The sequence below is a fragment of the Aeoliella sp. genome (assembly GCF_965227375.1).
GTDB lineage: Bacteria > Planctomycetota > Planctomycetia > Pirellulales > Lacipirellulaceae > Aeoliella.
Genome location: NZ_CBDDFX010000002.1, coordinates 4035479 through 4055887, shown reverse-complemented (window position 1 = coordinate 4055887; position 20409 = coordinate 4035479). Strand labels below are relative to the sequence as shown.

General features: G+C 61.3%; 18 protein-coding genes and 1 tRNA gene. 2 read left to right on the top strand and 17 right to left on the bottom strand.

Going from position 1 to position 20409, the window contains the following annotated elements:
- Window positions 1–27 precede the first annotated feature (27 nt).
- From flgA to lysS, 15 genes are all read right to left on the bottom strand, one after another.
- Window positions 28–1218, bottom strand: a complete 1191-nt coding sequence (gene flgA / locus ACQK2L_RS28885) for a flagellar basal body P-ring formation chaperone FlgA (RefSeq protein WP_425400520.1) — start codon at window positions 1216–1218, stop codon at window positions 28–30.
- Window positions 1219–1253: 35 nt separating this feature from the next.
- Window positions 1254–2057: a flagellar basal-body rod protein FlgG gene (flgG, locus tag ACQK2L_RS28880; RefSeq protein ID WP_425400519.1), complete on the bottom strand. Its 804-nt coding sequence runs from the start codon at window positions 2055–2057 to the stop codon at window positions 1254–1256.
- A gap of 49 nt (window positions 2058–2106) precedes the next feature.
- Window positions 2107–2859 (bottom strand): flagellar hook-basal body protein, encoded by a 753-nt coding sequence (locus tag ACQK2L_RS28875; RefSeq protein WP_425400518.1) that lies wholly within the window; start codon window positions 2857–2859, stop codon window positions 2107–2109.
- Window positions 2860–3111: 252 nt separating this feature from the next.
- Window positions 3112–3666, bottom strand: a complete 555-nt coding sequence (locus tag ACQK2L_RS28870; RefSeq protein ID WP_425400517.1) for a methyltransferase family protein — start codon at window positions 3664–3666, stop codon at window positions 3112–3114.
- A gap of 90 nt (window positions 3667–3756) precedes the next feature.
- Complete coding sequence (locus tag ACQK2L_RS28865) at window positions 3757–4188, bottom strand: hypothetical protein (RefSeq protein ID WP_425400516.1); 432 nt, start codon at window positions 4186–4188, stop codon at window positions 3757–3759.
- A gap of 83 nt (window positions 4189–4271) precedes the next feature.
- Window positions 4272–4353 (bottom strand) — tRNA-Leu (locus tag ACQK2L_RS28860).
- A 94-nt stretch (window positions 4354–4447) separates the two neighbouring features.
- Complete coding sequence (locus ACQK2L_RS28855) at window positions 4448–5776, bottom strand: Gfo/Idh/MocA family protein (RefSeq protein ID WP_425400515.1); 1329 nt, start codon at window positions 5774–5776, stop codon at window positions 4448–4450.
- 230 nt (window positions 5777–6006) lie between these two features.
- Entirely contained in the window at window positions 6007–8163 is a 2157-nt protein-coding gene (locus tag ACQK2L_RS28850) for a vWA domain-containing protein (RefSeq protein WP_425400514.1), read from the bottom strand.
- 71 nt (window positions 8164–8234) lie between these two features.
- Window positions 8235–8639, bottom strand: coding sequence for a DUF4259 domain-containing protein (locus ACQK2L_RS28845; RefSeq protein ID WP_425400513.1), 405 nt, complete (start codon window positions 8637–8639; stop codon window positions 8235–8237).
- A 70-nt stretch (window positions 8640–8709) separates the two neighbouring features.
- Window positions 8710–9603 (bottom strand): DUF58 domain-containing protein, encoded by an 894-nt coding sequence (locus ACQK2L_RS28840; protein WP_425400512.1) that lies wholly within the window; start codon window positions 9601–9603, stop codon window positions 8710–8712.
- Window positions 9604–9656: 53 nt separating this feature from the next.
- Entirely contained in the window at window positions 9657–9836 is a 180-nt protein-coding gene (locus tag ACQK2L_RS28835) for a hypothetical protein (RefSeq protein ID WP_425400511.1), read from the bottom strand.
- Between the two features lie 175 nt (window positions 9837–10011).
- Window positions 10012–10737 carry an ABC transporter ATP-binding protein gene (locus ACQK2L_RS28830; RefSeq protein ID WP_425400510.1) on the bottom strand — a complete coding sequence of 242 codons (726 nt, stop codon included), beginning with the start codon at window positions 10735–10737 and terminating at the stop codon, window positions 10012–10014.
- A 63-nt stretch (window positions 10738–10800) separates the two neighbouring features.
- Entirely contained in the window at window positions 10801–12318 is a 1518-nt protein-coding gene (locus tag ACQK2L_RS28825) for an ABC transporter permease (protein ID WP_425400509.1), read from the bottom strand.
- A 124-nt stretch (window positions 12319–12442) separates the two neighbouring features.
- Window positions 12443–12841, bottom strand: coding sequence for a DoxX family protein (locus tag ACQK2L_RS28820; RefSeq protein WP_425400508.1), 399 nt, complete (start codon window positions 12839–12841; stop codon window positions 12443–12445).
- A gap of 14 nt (window positions 12842–12855) precedes the next feature.
- Complete coding sequence (gene lysS, locus ACQK2L_RS28815) at window positions 12856–14520, bottom strand: lysine--tRNA ligase (protein WP_425400507.1); 1665 nt, start codon at window positions 14518–14520, stop codon at window positions 12856–12858.
- A 282-nt stretch (window positions 14521–14802) separates the two neighbouring features.
- Between lysS and ACQK2L_RS28810 the strand changes: the two genes are divergently transcribed.
- Entirely contained in the window at window positions 14803–15522 is a 720-nt protein-coding gene (locus ACQK2L_RS28810) for a hypothetical protein (RefSeq protein ID WP_425400506.1), read from the top strand.
- A 26-nt stretch (window positions 15523–15548) separates the two neighbouring features.
- On the opposite strand, the gene ACQK2L_RS28805 is transcribed toward ACQK2L_RS28810, so the two are convergent.
- Both ACQK2L_RS28805 and ACQK2L_RS28800 read right to left on the bottom strand, forming a co-directional pair.
- Window positions 15549–15926, bottom strand: coding sequence for a hypothetical protein (locus ACQK2L_RS28805; RefSeq protein ID WP_425400505.1), 378 nt, complete (start codon window positions 15924–15926; stop codon window positions 15549–15551).
- 47 nt (window positions 15927–15973) lie between these two features.
- Window positions 15974–18463, bottom strand: a complete 2490-nt coding sequence (locus ACQK2L_RS28800; RefSeq protein WP_425400504.1) for a hypothetical protein — start codon at window positions 18461–18463, stop codon at window positions 15974–15976.
- 405 nt (window positions 18464–18868) lie between these two features.
- Between ACQK2L_RS28800 and ACQK2L_RS28795 the strand changes: the two genes are divergently transcribed.
- On the top strand, window positions 18869–20386 hold the full coding sequence (locus ACQK2L_RS28795; RefSeq protein ID WP_425400503.1) for a DUF1598 domain-containing protein: 1518 nt from the start codon (window positions 18869–18871) through the stop codon (window positions 20384–20386).
- Window positions 20387–20409 lie beyond the last annotated feature (23 nt).

Below are 20409 nucleotides of genomic sequence, written 5' to 3'. Positions count from 1 at the left end.
AGCGTGGAAACGATAAGTATGGATGGCCTAGCGGAAGCTCGTGGCGGAACGTTGCTTGCCGCTTTGCGGTGTGGCGAGCGTGCTGCCCAGTGTGGCCAGTTGACCGGGACCCACCACGCGGGCGACCAGTCGCTCGCGGGAATCGAGCAGTTGCACTTCGGTCACTTCGCCTTGGCGGGCATCCGACAGGGCTTTCACTTGGCGGCGAATCGAGATCCCGCCGCTAGCCGAGACAACCTCGACGATCTCGTTGCGGGAGATCATCAGCGGCGGCAGGCACATTTCATCCGTCACCACATCGCCCTCGCGAATCGCCCGGGCGGCTTCGTGGCCCAAGGCTTCCTCCAGCGAGTAGATCATGGTGTGATTGGACGAAACGCGAGCGTCATGCGGAGGAGTTTCGATGGCCACGTCGGCGGCTGTGATCAACTGACCGCGAGCCAGCGGCCGCTTGGCGACGAGTACGGGGGTTTGATCGTACACGGTTACGTTGAGGGGCAACTTCAGCGTTCCCTTCTCGCTGTCGAACGAAAGCTCGAGCAACTGCCGACCGAACCAAGGGCTGCGGCCACCACTGGCCACGACTTCGCCCTGCTGCTTGGCGAGCAACTCGCCGTGGCGACGAGGCAACTTGAACTCGACGTCCACCAGGCCGATCTTACCAGTTTGATCCTCCAGGTACCGCACCACAGCGTCGCGTACCTGATCGGTGAATTGGTCCTGCTGCTCGGCCGAAAGGAACAACGGGTCGCGGCGAGTGGCGGTCGGAACTGCATCCAGCGGACCTACCGTCGATGGCACGCGAAAGCCCATCGAGTTGCTCGCGATTGGGCTCGGTTCGGCTGTGGGCTGATCGACCTCGGCCTGCTCGCTCCGAGGCTTGTCGTCCCAGCCGATGGCCACGCGCGGCGCGCCGTAGACATTCAGGGCAGTGGCTGCGTAGCCTCGGCTCTTGAGCACTTCGCGAACCTGCTCGGTTGTTACAAAACGCTTCTCTCCAACTGGTGGGGCCACCCACAGCGGCACCAGTGCCAGACGCTGCTGCTGGGCCTCGCTGGCGCCGCGGATGTCGGCGATGTCGCCCAGCGAGATGACCGACTTAACCGGCGTCACCTTTTCGCGGAGCACGATGTCGGCTGCAAGCGCGCGGCTGCCATCGACCATCATCGCGATGAAGGTTGCCAGGGCGATCAACTTGGTTGTCAGTTGGAGATTCACGATACCGCTTCAGGAGTTAGAGTTTGCTGGGGGGACTATCGACGAATGTTGGCCACGACCTGCATGATCTGGTCGCCCGCCTGGACCACCTGGCTGTTTAGCTCGAAGGCTCGTTGGGTGGTGATCAGGTCGATCAGTTCGGTGACCGGCTCGACATTCGAGGCCTCGAGGAAGCCTTGGCGAAGCTGCCCGTAGCCAGGGTCGCCGGGATTGCCGATCTGCTCATCTCCAGAGGCAACCGTCTTGCTGTACAGATTGTCGCCCAGCTTCATCAGGCCTTCGGGGTTGATGAACGTAGCGATTTGAATCTGCTCGCCCTGCTGCAACTCGGTGGTGCCAGCGGTGCGATACTGCACGACTCCGTCGCTGGAAATCAGAATCTCGACCGCATCGGGCGGGATGTTGATCGAGGGTTGGATGCGATAGCCGGTGTTGGCTGAACCAAGCACCAGTTCGCCATCGGCGTTCACGTTGAAATTCCCCGCCCGAGTGTAGAACGGGTCGCCGCCATTGGGGTTCTGTACCTGGAAGAAGCCGGCGCCTTCGATGGCGACATCCAGTGGTTTCTCGGTGGTTTGAAACGCTCCTTGGACTTGGTTGCTTTGGGTGCTGGAGACGCGAACGCCCAGACCCACCTCAATACCGGTTGGAGCGCGGCTGCCGTCGGCGTTCTCCGCACCGGGTGCACGAATCTGCCGGTAGAAGAGGTCTTCGAAGTTCGCCCGATCTCTCTTGAAAGCGGTCGTGTTGACGTTGGCCATGTTGTTGGCAATCACGTCGAGCTTGGTCTCGAGCGCTTCCATGCCAGTGGCGGCCGTGTAGAGGGTTTGAACACTCATGATTCGTTAGGGGGTGAGGAGTTTGGTGTGCGATAGATTGGATTGGTCACTACGCCTGCAGCACTCGGCCGATTAAGTTGCCGGACATGCTGTCTTGGCTTTGAATGATGCGAACGTTGGCCTCAAAGGCGCGTTGGGTTTCGATCATGTCGGTCATTTGGCGAACCGACTGGGTGCCGGACATCTCGAGGACCCCGGAGCGAATCTCTCGCCGGCCGATTTCCATTTGATTGACCGGCGCGAGCGGCTGAAACAGGTTGTTGCCCACTTTCACCAGGTCGCCGAGCGACTGGGGCGCCACGATGCCAATGGGCACCTGAGAACCCTCTTGCGACAGGATGCCGGTCGCCGAAATCTCGTAGGGAAGCTGCGGGTCGATCGTGATTTCGCTGCCGCCGCTGTCGAGCACTAGCATGCCGTTCTGCGTGACCAGGCGATTCTGGCTATCGATCGAGAAGTTGCCCGCCCGCGTAAGCAGTCGCTGACCGCCTTGGTCCTGTACCTCGAAGAAGCCCTCGCCAATCACGGCCATGTCCAACGCGGCGCCTGTAGTTTGGAGCCGGCCGGCAGTGAAGTCGGTGGTGGTGTCGAACACGTTCACGCCGCCGCCGACGTTATCGTCGGAGCGATCGCCTTCGTAGGCGTCGCCCTGCTGGATGGCTTCTGACAGGCGCGACTGGAAGCTCGCCACGTCGGGCTTGAAGCCCACCGTGTTGACGTTGGCCAGGTTATTGGCGATCACCTCCAGCCGTTGCTGCTGGACTTGGGCGCCTTCGGCCGACATGTACATTCCGTATGGCATGACTATCTACACTGCTAGCGTCATGCCCCCCTTTGGACGTGCCACGCCTGTTAAGCAGCCGGCGTGCCAAACGGAAGAAGAGTTTTTGAGAATCGTCGTAAGTGGCGAATTGCCAAGAGAAAACGACAAACAGCCGCACTTGCTAGACGTGCTAGCTCACGCCCGCAGCCAGCACGGCGATCGGCAGTGGTTGCCGATCTCGGCAGAGTTACGTCGGCAAAATGTGCCGCTTGCGTTGCTATGAGCGAGTCGCTACCACATGCCCGGCAGTACCCGCCAAGTGTGCTGCATGTACTCCGCGTAGCCGGGAAGCTCGGCGCGGAGCAGTCGCTCTTCCTTCGAGATCCGCAACACGAGGCCAGCGGTTGCCACCGAGGCGCAAACTCCCGCCACCGGCGAGGCGAGCAGCAGAGGCAAGCCGACGAGCATCAGCAGGGTGCCAAGGTACATCGGATGCCGCACCCGGCGGTACAGGCCGGTGTCGATCAATTGATGCTCTGGTGCGAGTTCGACGAACGGCGAAAACCCACCGGCGAGTTGATAGTGGCACACCACGCGAACCGCTACACCGGCGGCAGCCAAGGAGGCACCGATGAGAACCATCGGCCATCCTGGATGGGTGGGGCGCGACCAGTGTTCGGCGATGCCGAGCGTGATCAACAACCAGTACGGGATGTTCACTGCGTAGAACGTCCACTCCGGTTGACGCCGTCGGGTGTCGGTGCCGGTACGGACCATGGCCGCCTTCTCGGCCAGACCTTGCGCCAGCGGAATGGCCACAGCCAGCACCGTAGGCAGATCGGACATCGCAGCGTCCCGCTGAAAATGCAACGAGCCTCGACCCGGTCGGGACGAGGCTCGTGTGCGAAGCGTTTATCGATACCAGTGCAGAAGCGACTACTCGGTCTCTTCCTCCGTCTCTGGTTCCTTCTCCAAGTCTTCCAGTTCGCCACCCGGGAATTTCTTCTCTTCAATCAGCTCATCGTAGGTGGCCGAATCCTCGTCGTCGGAATCCGACTTCATCTTGCCGATTTCCTTCAGGGCTTCGACGATCTTGTCGGTGTCCTTCTTGTCGTCCTTGCCGATTTTGCCGATGAAGTGCTTGCCATACTCGTTATGGTTTTGCTTCTTCTTGCCTTGATGGCAAACCAGGCAGCGGTACTTCCCTTTGGCCACGAGCTTCTGGTATTCCTTCATCTCCTCCGACTCGTCTGAGTCGTCGATGTACATCTTCACCCACTCTTTGTGGAATTCGACGAATGCGCTGGCCTGTTTGGTGGCCATCGTCGCTAGACACATCAGCAGCATAGTCAGACAGAGTCGTCGCATAGATGTTACCTCTTGGGAATCAGGGGTGGGCAGCCGCCCGATGGGCGGCCGTTGGGGTGGGATCTTTCGATGATAACTCGTAATGGGGATGACAGGAGTCGAACCTGCACTCCCGGAGGAACTGGAACCTAAATCCAGCGCGTCTGCCAATTCCGCCACATCCCCTCACGAGTTTTGCGCACGTGTAATATCCTAGTCCACTTGGCCGGCAAAGCAATTGCCCTGCCTTAGGACCTGGTGTGGACGCTCCAAGTTCGCCTTAAACTACAACGGTTTTGCCGGGTACGGGGATCGGGTAGTTGCCCGTGGAGTCGGGCACCACCGGTGGGGTGGCGTCCCACGAGTACTCGGCCGGCGACAGGTCGATCTGGGAATTGGTAGCGTCTTCCCAGGTGACCACCTTGCCGGAGTAAGTCGCCATCCGCCCCAGGATGGAGGTCATGGTGCTGGTGGCGCCATACTCGGCTTCGTTAATGGGATTGCCGCTGCGAATGCTGGCGAACAGGTCGTCGTGCTCCTGTTGGTAGGGGTTCACGCGGCGACCCTTGTAGCGCCAGTTCGTCTTGCCGTCGGTGCCGGTGAGTTGGCCGCGGCCAACGTGCGACGAACCTTTCGGGCCGTGGACATACTCTTCGACTTGGTTCCAGCACCCACCAATGTGGCGGCAGCAACTCAGCATGGTGCTGCCGTCCGGGTAGGTGAACTCGACCATGTGGTGATCGAAGATCTGGCCATAATCCTTGCCGGTGCGAACTTCGCGTCCGCCCATGCCTTGTGCCTTAGCGGGCACCATGTCTTTCACCCAGTTGCTTACATCCAGGTTGTGGATGTGCTGTTCGACGATGTGGTCGCCGCAGATCCAGGTGAAGTAGTACCAGTTTCGCATCTGGTACTGCATCTCGGTTTCGTTGCTCTCACGGCCTTTGACCCACACGCCGGCGCCATTCCAGTAGACGCGAGTCAGGCCGATGTCGCCCAGTTCGCCATCTTGAATACGCTGGACCGTTTCGATGTACAGCGGATCGTGCCGCCGTTGCAGGCCGACGCCCACGCCCAGGCCCTTGGCCTTGGAAAGTTCCGCGGCGGCCAGCACCTTGCGAATGCCTGGCGCGTCGACGGCCACGGGCTTCTCCATAAACACGTGCTTGCCCGCCTTCACGGCCGCCTCGAAGTGCATCGGACGGAAGCCGGGTGGGGTGGTCAGCAGCACCATGTCGACGTCCGAGTCGATCACCTTCTGGTAGGCGTCGAAGCCCACGAACTTGCGCTCTTCGGGAACGTCGACCTGTGCGGAGAGTTCCTTCAGGCTGCGATCGTTCATGCACCCGTCGATGCGATTGCGGAACGCGTCGGCAACGGCCACCAGCTTCACGTTCTCCGAGGTGCGGAGTGCTTGCGTCACGGCTTGCGTGCCACGTCCGCCGGTGCCAATCAACCCGATACGAATTGTCTCGTCGCCGAAGGGGTGCGCGGCGCCGACAATTTTGCTTGCGCCTAGAGCAAGGCCTGCGGCGGCGAGCGATGTGCCGGCCATGAATTTGCGACGATCGGTCCCGGAGTTCGCTGGCGTGCTGTTCGGCTTGGACATAGGGAGGGGCCTGTATGGTGGTGATTGAAGATGGAAAGCCACGAAGCGGGGGCTATCGTGGGATGCTAACCGAGGGTGACCTTGGGCCAAGGGAGGTAGGCTGGCAGGTGGGAATCTCCGATCGGCGGCGGTCGCGCACCGACCAGTCGATTTGAGGCACATTCTAGCCGAATGGCCCATAAGACGCAAATATTCGCGATCCAAGGACCTTCGGGTCTGGAACCTGGCCGCTACAGATAGACCCGGCGATTGTAGATGTACCACTCGAAAAGCAGTACGCCCACGGCCACCAACAGCAGCGGCCGCCACAGGTCTTTTCGAGCGGGTCGGGCGGACTCGGCCGCAACTTCCACGTGCCCGATGTGCAAACTGGCCGCCGACTCGACGTTGTCGTCCGGATTGTCGTCCGGCGCAGTGGCAATCCGCACATCGCTTTCCTGGCCATCGAACAGATTGACCGTAAACCGGTTCTCCACCTGCTCGCCGTCCAGAATCTCGTAGTAGCCTGGCTGGTCGGTGTCGTGGAACAGATACGATCCGTCGGCGTTTCGCTTGATGACTTCCTTGATCCCATTCGGCCCAGTGACGGTCAGTTGTTTGGCCAGCGACTTGGTCCGCAGCTCTAGCGAGCGGCCCGGCAGGTTGGTGCGGTAGAGCCCGTCCTGACGCTGCCCGACAAAGTAACTCAGTGTGTTCAAGAGGAACGTGGGGAAACTGTAGCGTCGATACCAGTTGGTGTTGGGGTACTCGCCGCCGTCTTGGAAGATCGAAACCTCGAACCCTAGCACGGCGTCTTCGAAGCCTTCCCTTGGAGCAATCGATACGATCGGGCCATTGGTCGACTCAACCAGCACCTGGCCGCCCAGCGCCGGCGGCACGATATTGCTGGCACGGATGTAGATGTCGCCCAACTCCACGTAGGCCATAAGCGGATGTTCGCGCGCCTGATCGATGATCTGCGGGTTGTTCACGCGGGAGATTTCGACAACGTCTCCTTCGGCGTCTCCAGCAGCCTCGTCGCCTTCAGGCGCCTCTTCCTCTCCCGCGCCAGTGGCTTCTGTTTCGTCGGTCTCTTCTTCGCTCGCCGCTTCCGGTTGGGCGGTGGTTCGCCAATCGAGTGGCAAGGTGCCGATGAACAGCGTGTTCGATCTGGGCATGCGTTTCTCAGGCGCGCATTGATCATAGATAATTAAATCGTAGGCGCCGTTGTCCGCGAGCTCTTGATGTTCCTTGGTGGTTAGCACTTCCGGATTGGCAATCTCCACTTCGGCATAGCGGCGAATGCGCTCGGTGGCCAGCGCGGTGGTCAGTAGGCGGTTGCCCGGCGTCACCAGCAACACGCGACCGGTGCCCGAGTCGTTCACCGCCGCGTAGGCGTGATTGTCCACGGCCAGGGCGTCGCCGACCGCGGTGAGTGCGGAGCTGGCGAGCTTGGCTTCGAGCTTGCCCGACGAGACGCCGATCAGCGAGAAGGTCACGCCGCGGGCCTCGCCTGCGGGAATCTCCACTTCCTGGGCGTCGAGAAACTGGCCATTGTGCGAAAGTTCGACCACTGCCTTCTGAGGGTCGGCCGAGTAGTTACTCACCTGGGCAAACGCCTGTCGCTCGTCGCCGCGGTTCTCGTTCCGGCGAGTGCTGAAAGCAGTGATCGCCAGGTTGCCCGATTCGCTCTTCCCCAAGGGAATGAAGAACTGCGGCTCGAGGTTGCCCAGCGAAAAGTCCTTCACGTCCTGGAAACGCCCGTCGCTAAAGATGTACAGCGTAGTTTTCTCGCCCGTGCCGACATCGATCGCCACGTTCGACTCGGCCTCGACCACCTGCCCAGGGTTTGCCAGCCCGTCGGCCAGTTGCAGCGCACCCAGCAGATTGGTGGTGTTGGCGGTAAGCTCGATTTTCTCCACCGCCTCGCGGAGCTTGCGGCGGTTGGACGTGAAGTTCTGCACCACCCGGGCTTCGTCGTTAAAGCTGATGACCATGGCGAGCATGTCAGAGTCCATCTGCTCGACCAGTTGAATCACATGCTTCTTGGCTTCGGCTAAGCGGTTTTCGGTCTCGACGTCGGTCGCGCCCATGCTGGCCGAATTGTCGATAGCAAAGATAATCCGCTGCCCCTCAAGCCGATCGCCTTTCCACCCGGGTCGCAACAGCGCCAGGATCGCCAGCCCCAAAAGCAGCAACTGCAAGAACAGCAACAAGCTCTGCCGCAGCTTCTGCCATAGGCTGTTAACATGCAAATCCTCGATGCTCTTCCGCCACAGATAGGTGCTCGGCACTTCAATCGGCTCTCGCTTGAGCTTCAAGAAGTACAGCGCCAAAATCGCCAGCGGCAACAGGGCCATCAGTGCCCATAAGCCGTAAGGTTCGAGTGCGTTGCGGAACAGGGACATGTTGCCGAGTGGTTAGCAGTAGGCTAGTAGGCCGTAACAAGCTTAGCGCCGTTACGGCACATAGATGCATTTCACGTATTCAATCGCGTTCGCAGGTCGTCGACCGCCGACTTCCAACTCTCGTAGTTGTCGGATTCTTCCCACAGTTCGTTCATCTCCGAATCGGCCGCCAAGATACGATCGAGCACGAGATTGGCCTTGGAAACCAAATCTGCCGGAACCGATTGAGGGTGCGCCTTCACCCAGTCGTTCACCGTAGGGTAGGCTTCGTACTTGGTAATAGGATTCCCTTTCAATGCCGCCAGTACCTCACAGGCGGCGATTGCAAACGCAGCCTCGTCGCTGTCGAGGTAATCTTCTTCGAAGACTCCCTCGAAAGCAGCGCTGACGACACTCAAGTCCTCAGCGTCTTCCAGGTCGCATGCCCAGTCGCAAGCGGCATCGTTCTCAAACGATCCCATTCCCCAAGCACCCATTGTCCGTTCCTTGATTGCGTGGTTGTTCGCCGTAACGGCGCTATGCTTGTTACGGCCTACATCTACATCTCTACCGAATCAGTCCTCGACGTCTCAAGTAGTTACTCATCAAGTCCTTCACCGGCAATTGATTGTGGGCTAGCAGGTAGTGCATGCCGCGGCGGCTACAGAAGTCTTGCGCGCCGCGTGTGAATGCGTCGAGTGTCTTCTTGTAGCGGGCCAACAGCGGTGCGCTCACGGTGATTTCGGCAGCGTCCTGGTCTTCGCAGTCTACGAGCTTCAGGTCACCCTTCACGTCAGGGTCGATCTCTTCCTGGCTCAGCACGTGCATCACGTACACGTCCACTCGGCGGGCGACCAGATAACGCAGGGCCGCTTCGTAGCCTTCCTTGTCCATCAGGTCGGTAATCAGTACGACGATTCCTTTGCCTTGATTCCGCAGGCAGAAGCGTTTCACCCCGTCGACCAGCGAAACGGTCTCGTTGGGCTCCATGGCGTTGAGCGTATCGAGCATCCGCCACACGCTACGGCGACCGCGGAGCACGGGGCCGCGTTGGTGGACGGATTGTCCCAGCGATTCGATCACCACGCGGTCGCTGCGAATCAGGCCGATGAATCCCAGCGCGGCCGCCAGTTGTTTGGCGTACTGCAATTTGGTGGGATCGCCGAAGCCCATCGACGGGCTGGAGTCGATCAGCGTGAAGAAGTGCAAGTCTTCTTCTTCGAGGAACAGCTTGACGATCAGCTTGTCGAGCCGGGCGTAGAGGTTCCAGTCGAGCGTGCGCAGGTCGTCGCCGGCCACGTAGTTGCGAAAGTCGGCGAATTCGACGCTCTGCCCCTTCCGTTTACTCTTGCGCTCGCCCTTCATCCGGCCGCGAAAGATTTTTCGTGAAACTAGTTCCATCCGCTCCAACTGGCTCATGAGCTGCGGATCGAGCAGAGATTGCACGTCGGCGGTTGGCATATCGATTCAATGTTCCCAAACGGCGGGCGCTGCTGTGGCAGCTTCCGGCAAAGTTATCCTACCAACCAAACAATCGCGGTGAGCACCACCAGAAGCCAACCAACCCATAGTATCAAGCCCGCCGCCGACTTCCGCTGGAGTGCCGCCGGGTTGTCGGCCACCAGCTTGTCGATGTAGTCTTCGGACGTGGCCGACGCGAATGGGTTAACGATGGGTTCTTCTTCGTGTTCCATGGCTTGCTCGACGTGGAGTTAACCAAGGATACCGCGGCGAGCGCGGAACCGCAAATCGGGCGGCGGCGATTGAGAGGCTGCCAAGGTAGTATGGCCGCCTCGGCCGTACACACAGAGGCGCCAAGGGCAAGAGAAGAGGTACAGCCGCACGCGGCCATACTACAGAATGAATCGCTTACGCGGCGGCCTGATTGGCCGATTTCACGCGACCTTCCACCAGGTGGACAGTTCGGTCGGCGCCGGCAGCGATGTTGGGGTCGTGCGTGACCATCACGATCGTGAGGCCGCGCTCGGTATTGAGCCGGCGAAGCACGTCGAGGATCTCCTCGCCGGTCTGGCGGTCGAGGTTGCCAGTCGGCTCGTCGGCCAGCAGCAGTTGCGGTTCGGCGATCAGCGCCCTGGCGATGGCCGTCCGCTGCATCTCGCCGCCCGACAGCTCGCGCGGCTTGTGGTTCAAACGGTGGCCGAGCCCGACGGTTTCCAAAAGCTCCTTGGCCCGTTCTTGGTACTCGCGGCGCTTCGACCAGTAGCTCCACACCGAGTGCCGAATCATCACTGGCGAGAGCACGTTCTCGATCGTCGTAAGCTCAGGCAGCAGGTGGTAGAATTGGAAGATCAACCCGATGTGACGGTTGCGCAGCAAATCGCGTCCCGCAGCGCCGAGGTTGTCGGTGCGCCGACCATCGAAGTAGATCTCGCCTGCGTCAGGCTTGTCGAGCGTTCCCAACAGGTGCAGCAGCGTGCTCTTGCCGCTTCCACTCTGTCCGACGATAGAGACCAGTTCTCCGCGCGCTACATTGAAGTCGACGCCCTTGAGAACAGGCACTGCGACTTCTCCCTTGCGGTAGACTTTTTTGACGCCGCGGGCGGAGAGTAGCGACTCGTAGGTGGCGGTCGACATGATGTTCGTTAGGTTGCAGGAATTGATTTTAAGTAACCGCTGGCGGCTTGGCGCGTGACTCGCTTACTCGAACCGTAGCGCCTGAACCGGATGCATCCGCGCGGCGCGTATGGCTGGCATCACGCTGGCGAGCACCGCAATGAGCATCGCGCCCAGCGCGATCCAGCCGACGGTGAAGGGTTCGACAATGGTCGGAATCTTGTACAGGTAGTACACCGCCGGATCGAACACCGGCGTGCCGGTCACTCGTCCGAGTAAGTCGGCGATCTCGTTGATGTACTTCACGAACAACAGTCCGCCGATGATGCCCAAGCCAGCGCCGACAATGCCGAGGCTGAAGCCGTAGGTTAGAAAGATGCCCATCACGCCTTCGCTCGACGCGCCAAGGCTCTTCAGGATGCCAATGTCCCGCGTCTTCTCCACCACGATCATGAAGAAGATGGCCAGGATGCCGAAGCCGGCAACCGCGATGATCAGGAACAGCAGCACGTTTAGCACCAGCGTTTCGGTCTGCACGGCGGCCAACAGCGGGCCTTCCATGTCGCGCCAGGTGCTCACGTCGTACAAATGAAGCTGGAAATGTTCGCGGAGTTTGTCGCGGACCGCGTTCAGATCGGCGCCCTCGACCAGCTTGATTTGAATGGCGTTGACGTAGCGGATACCGCTTTGCGGATCGACCATGCCGCGCATCTGCTGGAATTCGTGGAGCGGGATGAACACGTACTGCATGTCGTACTGCGCCATCTTGCTCTCGTAGAAGTCGGTAATCGTAAGCTTCGAACTGCGAAACTCGGGCGGGCGACCGGACGTTGGGAAGTGGATCTCCACGTCGTCGCCAGGCAGCAGTTGGAACACGTCGCTGCCATCAACGGTGCGGTGGCTGCACAAGCTGATGCCGAGGATGGTGCCCGTGAACTGCTCGGTAGCGGGGTCGAATGTCTCTTCTTGTACCGGCGAGGCGGTCTGGAATGGGCTGTTGTTATCCGCTTCGGGTTCTTCCTGCGGCTCGATGGGTGCTTGCAGGGCGATGCGTTTTTCGAACTCCGCATTGGCGCGGCGATGCCCCCAGCCGGCGTTTGCCATCTGCTCGCGAGGTTGCACCTTGCGCATGTCCTCGGCCTGGTGGTCCATCACGTCGTAGCCCTTCTCCTTGAGCTGGAAGTCGAGCTTCTCGCGATGTTCAGGGTGTTGCAGGTAGTAGCCGAATTTACTCACGCTGGAGTAGCTTTCCGGGTCGATGCCGATCACAGTTACTTGTCGCGTGAAGTACTGTCCGCGGAAGTGATAGCCCAGCGCCGCGGGCATTTGGGCGGTGGGGGTCATGCCGACCACCTGATCGCCCACCACCTTGCGGATCTCCTTCATGTGCCACTCGGGGTTGCCCATGCCTTCCATGCTGCGGCTGGTGATGATGATGTCGGAAAGCACATCGTTCATCCGCCCTTGCATTTCGTGGGCAAAGCCGTCCATTACGCTGTTGACCACAATCATGGTGGCCACACCGAGGGTAACGCTAACGATAGAAGCTAGCGCAATGTACCGCGTTCGCAGGTACCGCCAGCAAAGGAGCAGTTTATACATCGCCAGGTCCGTGGCTGAAGTCGAGACGTGCACTATCCGTGTGCATGCAACCGGTGGGGCACGCAGCATACTAGCCAGCGGTGTCATGCGCCCATAGCGGTTTGGCGTGCTAGCAATTGGGCGTTCAGTCCCACGTGCCTTTGCCGCCGCTGATGGAATACTTGCCAGCGCCGAGCAGCGCCACGGCGATCGAGCCGAACAGGAACAAGTACTGCGCTTCAATCGTCAGGCCGCCGTACTGCTGCATATCGAGCAACTCGTGACGGTGGGCCAGATAGATCACAATCGCCACGGTCGCAGCGTATAGCGTCGCAGCAGGACGGGTATAGTAGCCCACGATCATCAGCAGCGGTGCTAGCACTTCACCGAGGTAAATGCCATAGGCCAAGAATTCCGGCAGGCCCTGTTTGGCGAGTTGGCCCTGCATGTAGTCCAGCACCATGTTGCTGAACTTCGCCATGCCGTGCGGCAGCATCAGCACGCCCAGCGACACCCGCAGCAGGAGTTTTCCGATATCTTCCATGATGCGTGGTTCGACTAGGAAGTTTCGGGCCGCAGCAGCGGGAACAAGATCACGTCGCGAATGCTCTGCGAATTGGTGAGCAGCATCACCAGGCGGTCGATGCCGATGCCGAGCCCGCCTGCGGGCGGCATGCCGTTTCGCAGGGCGCGAATGAAGTCGGTATCCATCTTGGCCATGGAGTCTTCTTCGCTCAGTCCGTCGAGCTGTGTCTTGAACAACTCTTCCTGCAGGTCGGGATCGTTCAACTCGGTATAGGCGTTGGCCACTTCCATGCCATCGATGAACAGCTCGAACCGCTCGGCCACTTCGGGGTTGTCCCGCTTACGCTTGGTCAGCGGGCAAATGCTGGCCGGATAGTCGGTGACAAACACAGGGCCGGCGAGGGCGTCTTCCACCTTCTCTTCGAACACGTCGCTCTTGATCACATCCGGGTGCCGGCCCTTGGTCTCGAAGCCAATCTCTTCCGCCAACGCGGCAACGCCCGCTGCGTCGTGCGGGTCGACGCCCGTATGCTCGGCGAACAACTCGTCGTACGTCTTGCGCGCAAACGGCGGCGTGAAATCGATCGTCGTGTCTTTCCAGGGTAGCACGAGATTTCCCCCCTCCCCTAGCCCCTCCCCGCAGGTGGGAGGGGAAGACATTGCTCCCTCCCCCTTTGGGGGAGGGCTGGGGTGGGGGTGCGAGTTCCGCATTGCTCTAATCCCGTTGACGATGCACGCTTCGGTCAGGTCCATCATCGTGTTGTAGTCGCCGTAGGCTTCGTACACCTCGAGCATGGTGAACTCGGGGTTGTGCTTGGGGCTGATGCCTTCGTTGCGATACACGCGGCCCAGTTCGTACACACGCTCGATGCCGCCGACCAACAATCGCTTGAGGTGCAGCTCCAACGCGATACGCAAAAACAGCGGGATGTCGAGCGCATTGTGGTGGGTGTTGAACGGCCGGGCCGCCGCGCCGCCGGCGATGGAGTGCAGTGTCGGGCCTTCGACTTCCACGAAATCGCGCTCGGCCAGCGTGTCGCGAATGCTGCGGACGATCCGCGTGCGGGCGAGGAAGGTGTCCATCACGCCGTCGGTGTGGATCAGGTCGACGTACCGCATCCGCTGGCGGAGTTCCGGGTCGTTCAGCCCGTGATGCTTCTCGGGCGGCGGGTCGAGTGTTTTGGTGAGGAAGTGCACGCGCTCGGCGCTGATGGACACCTCGCCGGTGTTTGAGACGGTCAAGGTTCCGTCGACGCCGATGATGTCGCCCAGGTCGACTTGCTCGACCACTTTCCAGTCGTCACCCACCTGCTTCTGGCCAACCATCAACTGGATCTTGCCAGTCATGTCCTTCAGGTCAATGAAGTGCAGCTTTCCCTTATTGCGGTGCAGCACAATGCGTCCGGCAGCGCGGACCTTCGGCCCGACGAGTTCGCCCTTGCCTTGGTCGGCCTTCCACTGGCGGAAGTTGAAGTCCTCGCCCTGCGCGTCGAAGTCGGGCAGCGGTACGGTTTTTCCGTCCTCGGTTCGGTAAACCACCTGGTCGAGCTGCTCACGGATCGCCACGACCGACTGATGGCCTTCGAACCGTCCTCCCCAGGGATCGAGCCCCAGGGATCGAATGGCCTGGAGCTTCTTGCGCCGCGCTGCGCGGGGATCGGTGAGGTTTTCGTCGTTATTGTCGGATTCGTCGGCCATGACACCACTGCTTGCAGAACCAGGGGGCGGGAAAAGCCGTAATTCTAGTGGCGGCAAGCGGTTCGAGAAAGCCGCCGAGTCCCAGCGAGTCAGGGCTTTCCCGTCCTCGGGTGATCCACCAATGGGCGATGCGGCGATTGCGGCCTCGGAGACGAGCCGGCTCGCTGCGCGCGACCAGGCAATTTCGGGGGAATGTGGAAATCGTGTTTGCGTTGACCGGCGCGGCCCGCCATCCTACCATTCGACCCAGACGCCCGACCCCGCACCAAGGCAGGCAACCGTATGATCAAACGCGTAATTCTGCTGGTCCTACTGGCCGTGGTGACGGTTCTTCTTCTGGGCGCGGGAAGCATGTACTTGGCAGTCACCAGTAGCCAGCCTTATTACGCGGTGGCCCTGGAGCAACCTCCCGAGGTGCTCGAAGAAGGCAGCCGGCAGTTGGAAAGCCGATTCACCACGCTCTCTAGCGACCTAGAGCACGAAGGCGATTGGCGCACCGTGGTTTCGGCCGACGAAGTCAATGGCTGGTTGGCCTACAAGCTGCCCGAGTCATTTCCCGAACTGCTGCCGCAAGAGATTCGCGACCCGCGCGTGGCGATCACGCCCGAACAACTGATCCTGGCCGCCCGTTCCGACGTGGCGGGGGTCGACACGGTGGTGAGCGTGCTGGTCGAGCCGTACGTTACCGAAGACGGCGACTTGGCGATCGAGTTGCAACAGGTATTGGCGGGCATGTTGCCGGTGCCGACCAAGGACATCGTCGACCGCCTGCAAATTGCAGTGCGACGCGCGCGGCTGCCAATTCGCTGGAGTCGCAACGGTGCGAACACGGTGATGATCGTCGATCGCGAATTGTGGGACCACGAAATCACCCAGCATCGCACGCTGGAAGCAATCGAGCTTTCGGAGGGAGAGTTGTTCCTCTCCGGACGCACCGAAGAAGTGGATGTCGAAGTGGGAGTGGCGGAGACTTCGAGTGCCGATGCGCCGCTGGGCAAGTAGCGTGCACATTCCGTCGAGGTCGACGGCTATTGGGTTGCAAGAATCCAGTGGTCGTCACTGATGTGTTGTAGTTGTACCGCGCAGCCATTTCCGCTGTGCACGAGCCGCACCTCGATTCGATCGTCGGCGATTTCCAGCCACTCGCAGACGCCTTCGAGCACTCGTTGTACGCTGCCGCGGTTCTCACTCACCGGTCCTTCGTACTGCAGGTAGTGCTTGCGGTGGTCGTTGAGCCGCACCGCGTCGACTTCGTCGGGCCCGGCGTCGGATGAAAGCCGACCGGGCAGTTTATCGAGCGCCCAGGTCCAGCACATCTCGCCGCGTTCGAGCAGCAGATCCCAATGATCGCCGCGCGGATAGTCGGCGGGCACCTCGTGACGAAGCAAAACAAAGCGAGTGGTCATCCCCACAGCCTACCTGGGGCGCCGCTGGCTGCCCACAGCCTGCAGAACTACTGGACTTGGACGTCGCGATTGGCCGTTTCTTCCTGCCCTTCGGTCGGTTTCTCGTCCGACATCACGCCGACGAACACCTTGCCGGTACCCTGAGCAATCGCGTCGACGGGGATGGCCACACGGTACGAGGCTCCCGCAGCGAGTTCCGGAATCGGGTCGATCAACAGACCAGTCCCGACTTGCTCTCCCCACGGTTCGGTATGCGACGAAGGGATAAGGGCGTAATCGCCTCGCAGGACGGGCGGAACGAGAATTCGCACCCGCACGTTCCGCTGCGGTCGCTGCGAAACGTTGGTCACCGAAACCTGAATGGTAGAGCGTGCGCCGACCCGCGTCGGGTTGGCGTTCTCAAGGATGCTAATGTTGAACAGTTGGGCGGCCGCCGGGGGAGTAGCGCCGCCCACTCCGCCATCGAGCGGGGGAGCGGTGAGTTGCGAGCGTACTTCCAGACACTTTCGGTCGTATATCAACTGGGTAAGTCCGTCGGCGGTTACTTCCACTTCCCCGCACGTGCTGGCCGCGGCTGCGGTGCATTGGCAGGAGACTTGGACTTCGATTTTTTGCCCCGGGTCGAGACGCGTAGCACGCCATCGCAGTTGTGCTGTGCTTTCTGCGTTCTGTCGCAGGTCTTCGCGTCCTTCGCTGGCGCTGAGGATCTTCAGTTGCGGGTCGAACGACATGTCGATCACCACATTATTGGCCGGCACGCTGCCAGTGTTGCTCAGCACGGCGATGAAATCGGCGCTTTCGCCCACGGTGCGGCGATCGGGGCCTCGCAGTGTGACCTGCAACTGTGGCTCGGCGCCAACGCCGCCCAAACCGCCCCCCAATCCACCGCCTCCTTCGACATTCAGGAACGACCGACTAAAGCGCTCTTCGGCGTTGGAGGAAGTGATGGTCACGTTGTGCGAAAGCCGTCCTGCACCTTGTATCTCGAACGAGAGTGGAACTTCGACCTTGTTATCGGGGCCGGGTTCCACATCGAATGTATCGTCTCCGACAATGTACTGCTGTCCCGGCGGAGCGATGGCGTGGGTGAGACCGACATCGAAGTCGTCGCGGATCTGCACGTTTCGCGCGGTTGCGGTGCCCAGGTTGTTGATCGTGACCAAGTATTCAACCGTGTCGCCCACTTGGAATGGGCCTGGCGAAATCTGGGTGACTTCGAGGCTCAAATCCGCGCGACCCTCCGCGGGGGTTGGTTCTGGTGTCGGTTCCGGCGTTGTTGGCGGGGTGGGCTGAACCCAATCGCCGGCGCCGGGCGAAACCGGCGTTGGTTCCAGCGCCGGCGGGGTAGTCGAGGGCAGGGGGGTGCCGCTGATGCCACCGTCGGCCCAGGAAATGCTCGCCGCGCCGGTGGCCAGGGTGACTCGCGGACTGGCGGCCACGCCGGCTTGCTCGGGGCGGACAATCTCGATTTGGACATTCGTCACCCCGGGGCGATCGTCGGTAGGAGTGATCTCCACACTGGCCCGACCCTGCCCGTCGGTCGGCCGCTCGCAGGTCTGCCCGCCTTCGTACCCCAATCCCGCGGCATTTCCCACCACGGTGTACTTCACGATCCACCCGGCGATCGGCGCGCCATCGCTCTGGCGGCTGACCGTGGTGGTGAGCGTATGACTCTGCCCCGGCGCCAGCGTCACCGATGGCGGGAATGCCCACTGCGCGTCGATCCAGTAAACGGTGGCCCGCGCGGTCCGCCCCGCCCAGTTCGGCACGTTCGGTGCATAGGCGGTGACGTAGCTGGTTCCCTCGGCCGGCGACGAAATGGTGATCCACGCGTCGCCGCGGCGAATCTGAACATCGTCGTTCGGATCGGGCGTGCCTCGGTCGAGGCAATCCCGGTAGGGCGAGGTTGCACCGATCGCGAAGAAGTTATCGATCTTGCGCGGCATGTTTTGCGGCATGCGGAACATGTCCAACTCGCCGCGGCCGCCCACCGTGACAATCTGGCCGGTGCCCGCTCGGTCGAGCATCCACTCGATGCGTTCGTTGGTTCGCAAGTGACCGTTCTCGGCGCAGACGCCGCCGATTAGGATCACTTCGCTGCCCACCGGAGCGAGAATTCTCGACGGAGTGATCGACAGCGCCTCGCCCGGCACGCTTGGCATGGCCACCGCTCCGGCGACCGGTTGACCGGTGCTGCTGGCCACCGGCGGACCAACCACCACCGGGCGGCCGAGCCAGTCGGTGCTTGCTGTGGTGTTGGGGCCACCTGGCAGGAACGGATCGGTGTACACCGGCGGCGCGACAACGTTCGACGGTGTCGGCGGCAGCGCGGCCGTGGCGCCGGGCGGCAGCGTGGGGGCAGCCGCTTGGGGAGAGGTAGTGAGCACGGGGGTCGGCTCGCCCGGCCACAGCAGCAAGCTCTGGCCGGTGGGGTCGATCCGTGGCACCCGATTCGACGCGCAGCCACTCAGCACCAGCGTCGCCAGGGCGAGCGCGGCAAGCGGCAGCAGACGAATTGGAGGGATCGGCTGGAGCATGGGAGGTTTGGGGGAGGCCGCCAGACGGAGGTCGGCGTGTTAAAATATGCCGCCTGACGAGGACTGTGATGCCGTTTTCCGACAGCCCCTGGTGACATTTTGCAACATCAGGGCCGGCTGGTAGCGATCCTGTCGATTCTGAGGCCCAGCGACCCGCAGGGGGGGCCGAAGAGGTGGTGCGGAAGATTTGGGCCGCTGCGGGGCGAACGAGGATAGAGGCCCAGAATAGAAGCATTGTGCGGCGGTTTGCTTGCTTTGCCCAAAGCGCCCGACTACCATCAGGTTAGGGCAACTTGCCGCCGCACCGCCCAAGGTGTTTCCGCACCTCGAGCCGTTGGCGGTCTCGTCCGCGTTTGCCCACCGTGAACCGAAGAAGGCACCCACCACGACCATAGAGGTCCCGCAATGGACTTGAGAATCTCCCGACAACTCGTGCGTAACACATTCGTCGCACTCCTACTGGCATTGGCCACGACGATCGGCCTGCCCGCCAGCGCCCAATTTGGTGGCGGCTTCGGCGGCGGCGGTGGCGGTTTTGGAGGTGGCGGTGGTGGCTTCGGCGGCGGCGGCTTTGGTGGCGGCGGCCTCGGCGGCGGTGGCTTTGGCGGCGGCGGCGTTGGTGGCCAGCAGGGCGCCCGTGCTGGCGGTGTGATGGTCGACGCCGACGGTGTGCTCGAGCGCAACTTCGTGAACGATCCTACCGGCGAGTTGACCAAGGCTCGCATTCAAAACGCGCTGGCCGGTCTGGAGGGCAACCTCGGACAAATCAGCGAGATGCGCAAGGTTTCGCTCACCCGGCTGGAGAAAGCCATTGCCGAGAAGATCGCGGCCGGCAGCGGACCCGATAATGTGATGAAGAATCTCGCAGGGCTCACTCGCATTGAGTACGTGTTCTGCTATCCCGAGACGGGCGACATTGTGATCGCTGGCCCGGCCGAACCGTGGGCTGAAGATCTCGCTGGCCGCATGCGTGGCATCGCCACCGGCCGACCCGTGGTGGAACTGCAAGACGTGGTCACCGCACTACGTGCCTTCCCACCCGAGGGCAACGGCAAGTCGCCCACGCTGTATTGCTCGATCGATCCCACGACCGAAGGCCTCGAGCGGATGCAGAACTTCTTGAGGCAGTTCGGCCGCTCGGCAACTCCCAACCAGACTCAAATCATCGTCGACAAGTTGCAAGAAGCAATGGGCCTGCAAGTGATCACCGTCGGCGGCATTCCCGCGACAACCCACTTCGCCCAAGTGATGGTGGAAGCCGATTACCGGATGAAGCTCATGGGCATCAACCTGGAGAAGCCGCCCGTGCGACTGAAGAGCTACGTCGATCGGGCGAACCCGGCCACTGTGTCGCGCAACGCCCTGGAACGCTGGTACTTCGTGCCTGATTACGAGTGCGTTCGCGTGGCCGAAGACTCGATGTCGATGCAGATCGTTGGCCAAGGCGTGAAGCTCATCGGCGAGAACGAACTGATCAACCAGCAGGGCGGCCGGCAAATATCGGGTTCGGTGAATCGCGCCAGCCAGCACTACACCAGCGCCTTCACCAAGGTTTACCCCGAACTGGCCGAGAAGTCGCCAGTGTACGCCCAGCTTCGCAATTGCATCGACATGGCCGTGGCGGCCGCGTTCATGCAGCAACGCGACCTCTACGGCGTGGTCGGCTGGACACCGGACGTATTTGCCAGTGAAGAGAAGTTCCCCGTCGAGGTTTTCAACGCTCCCGAGCAAGTTGCCACTGCGGTGAACGCCATTTGGAAGGGACGCACGCTGATGACCCCCATCGGTGGCGGCGTCGAGATGCGGCCCACCAAGGCACTCGAGTCCGACGCACTGCTGTCCGACGAGAACGGCGAAGTTGCCGCCCAGCACGAGAAGCTTGCCCCCACCGGACTGGCCGATGGCCAATGGTGGTGGGACTGATTCCCGCTGTAAAAACTAACAAC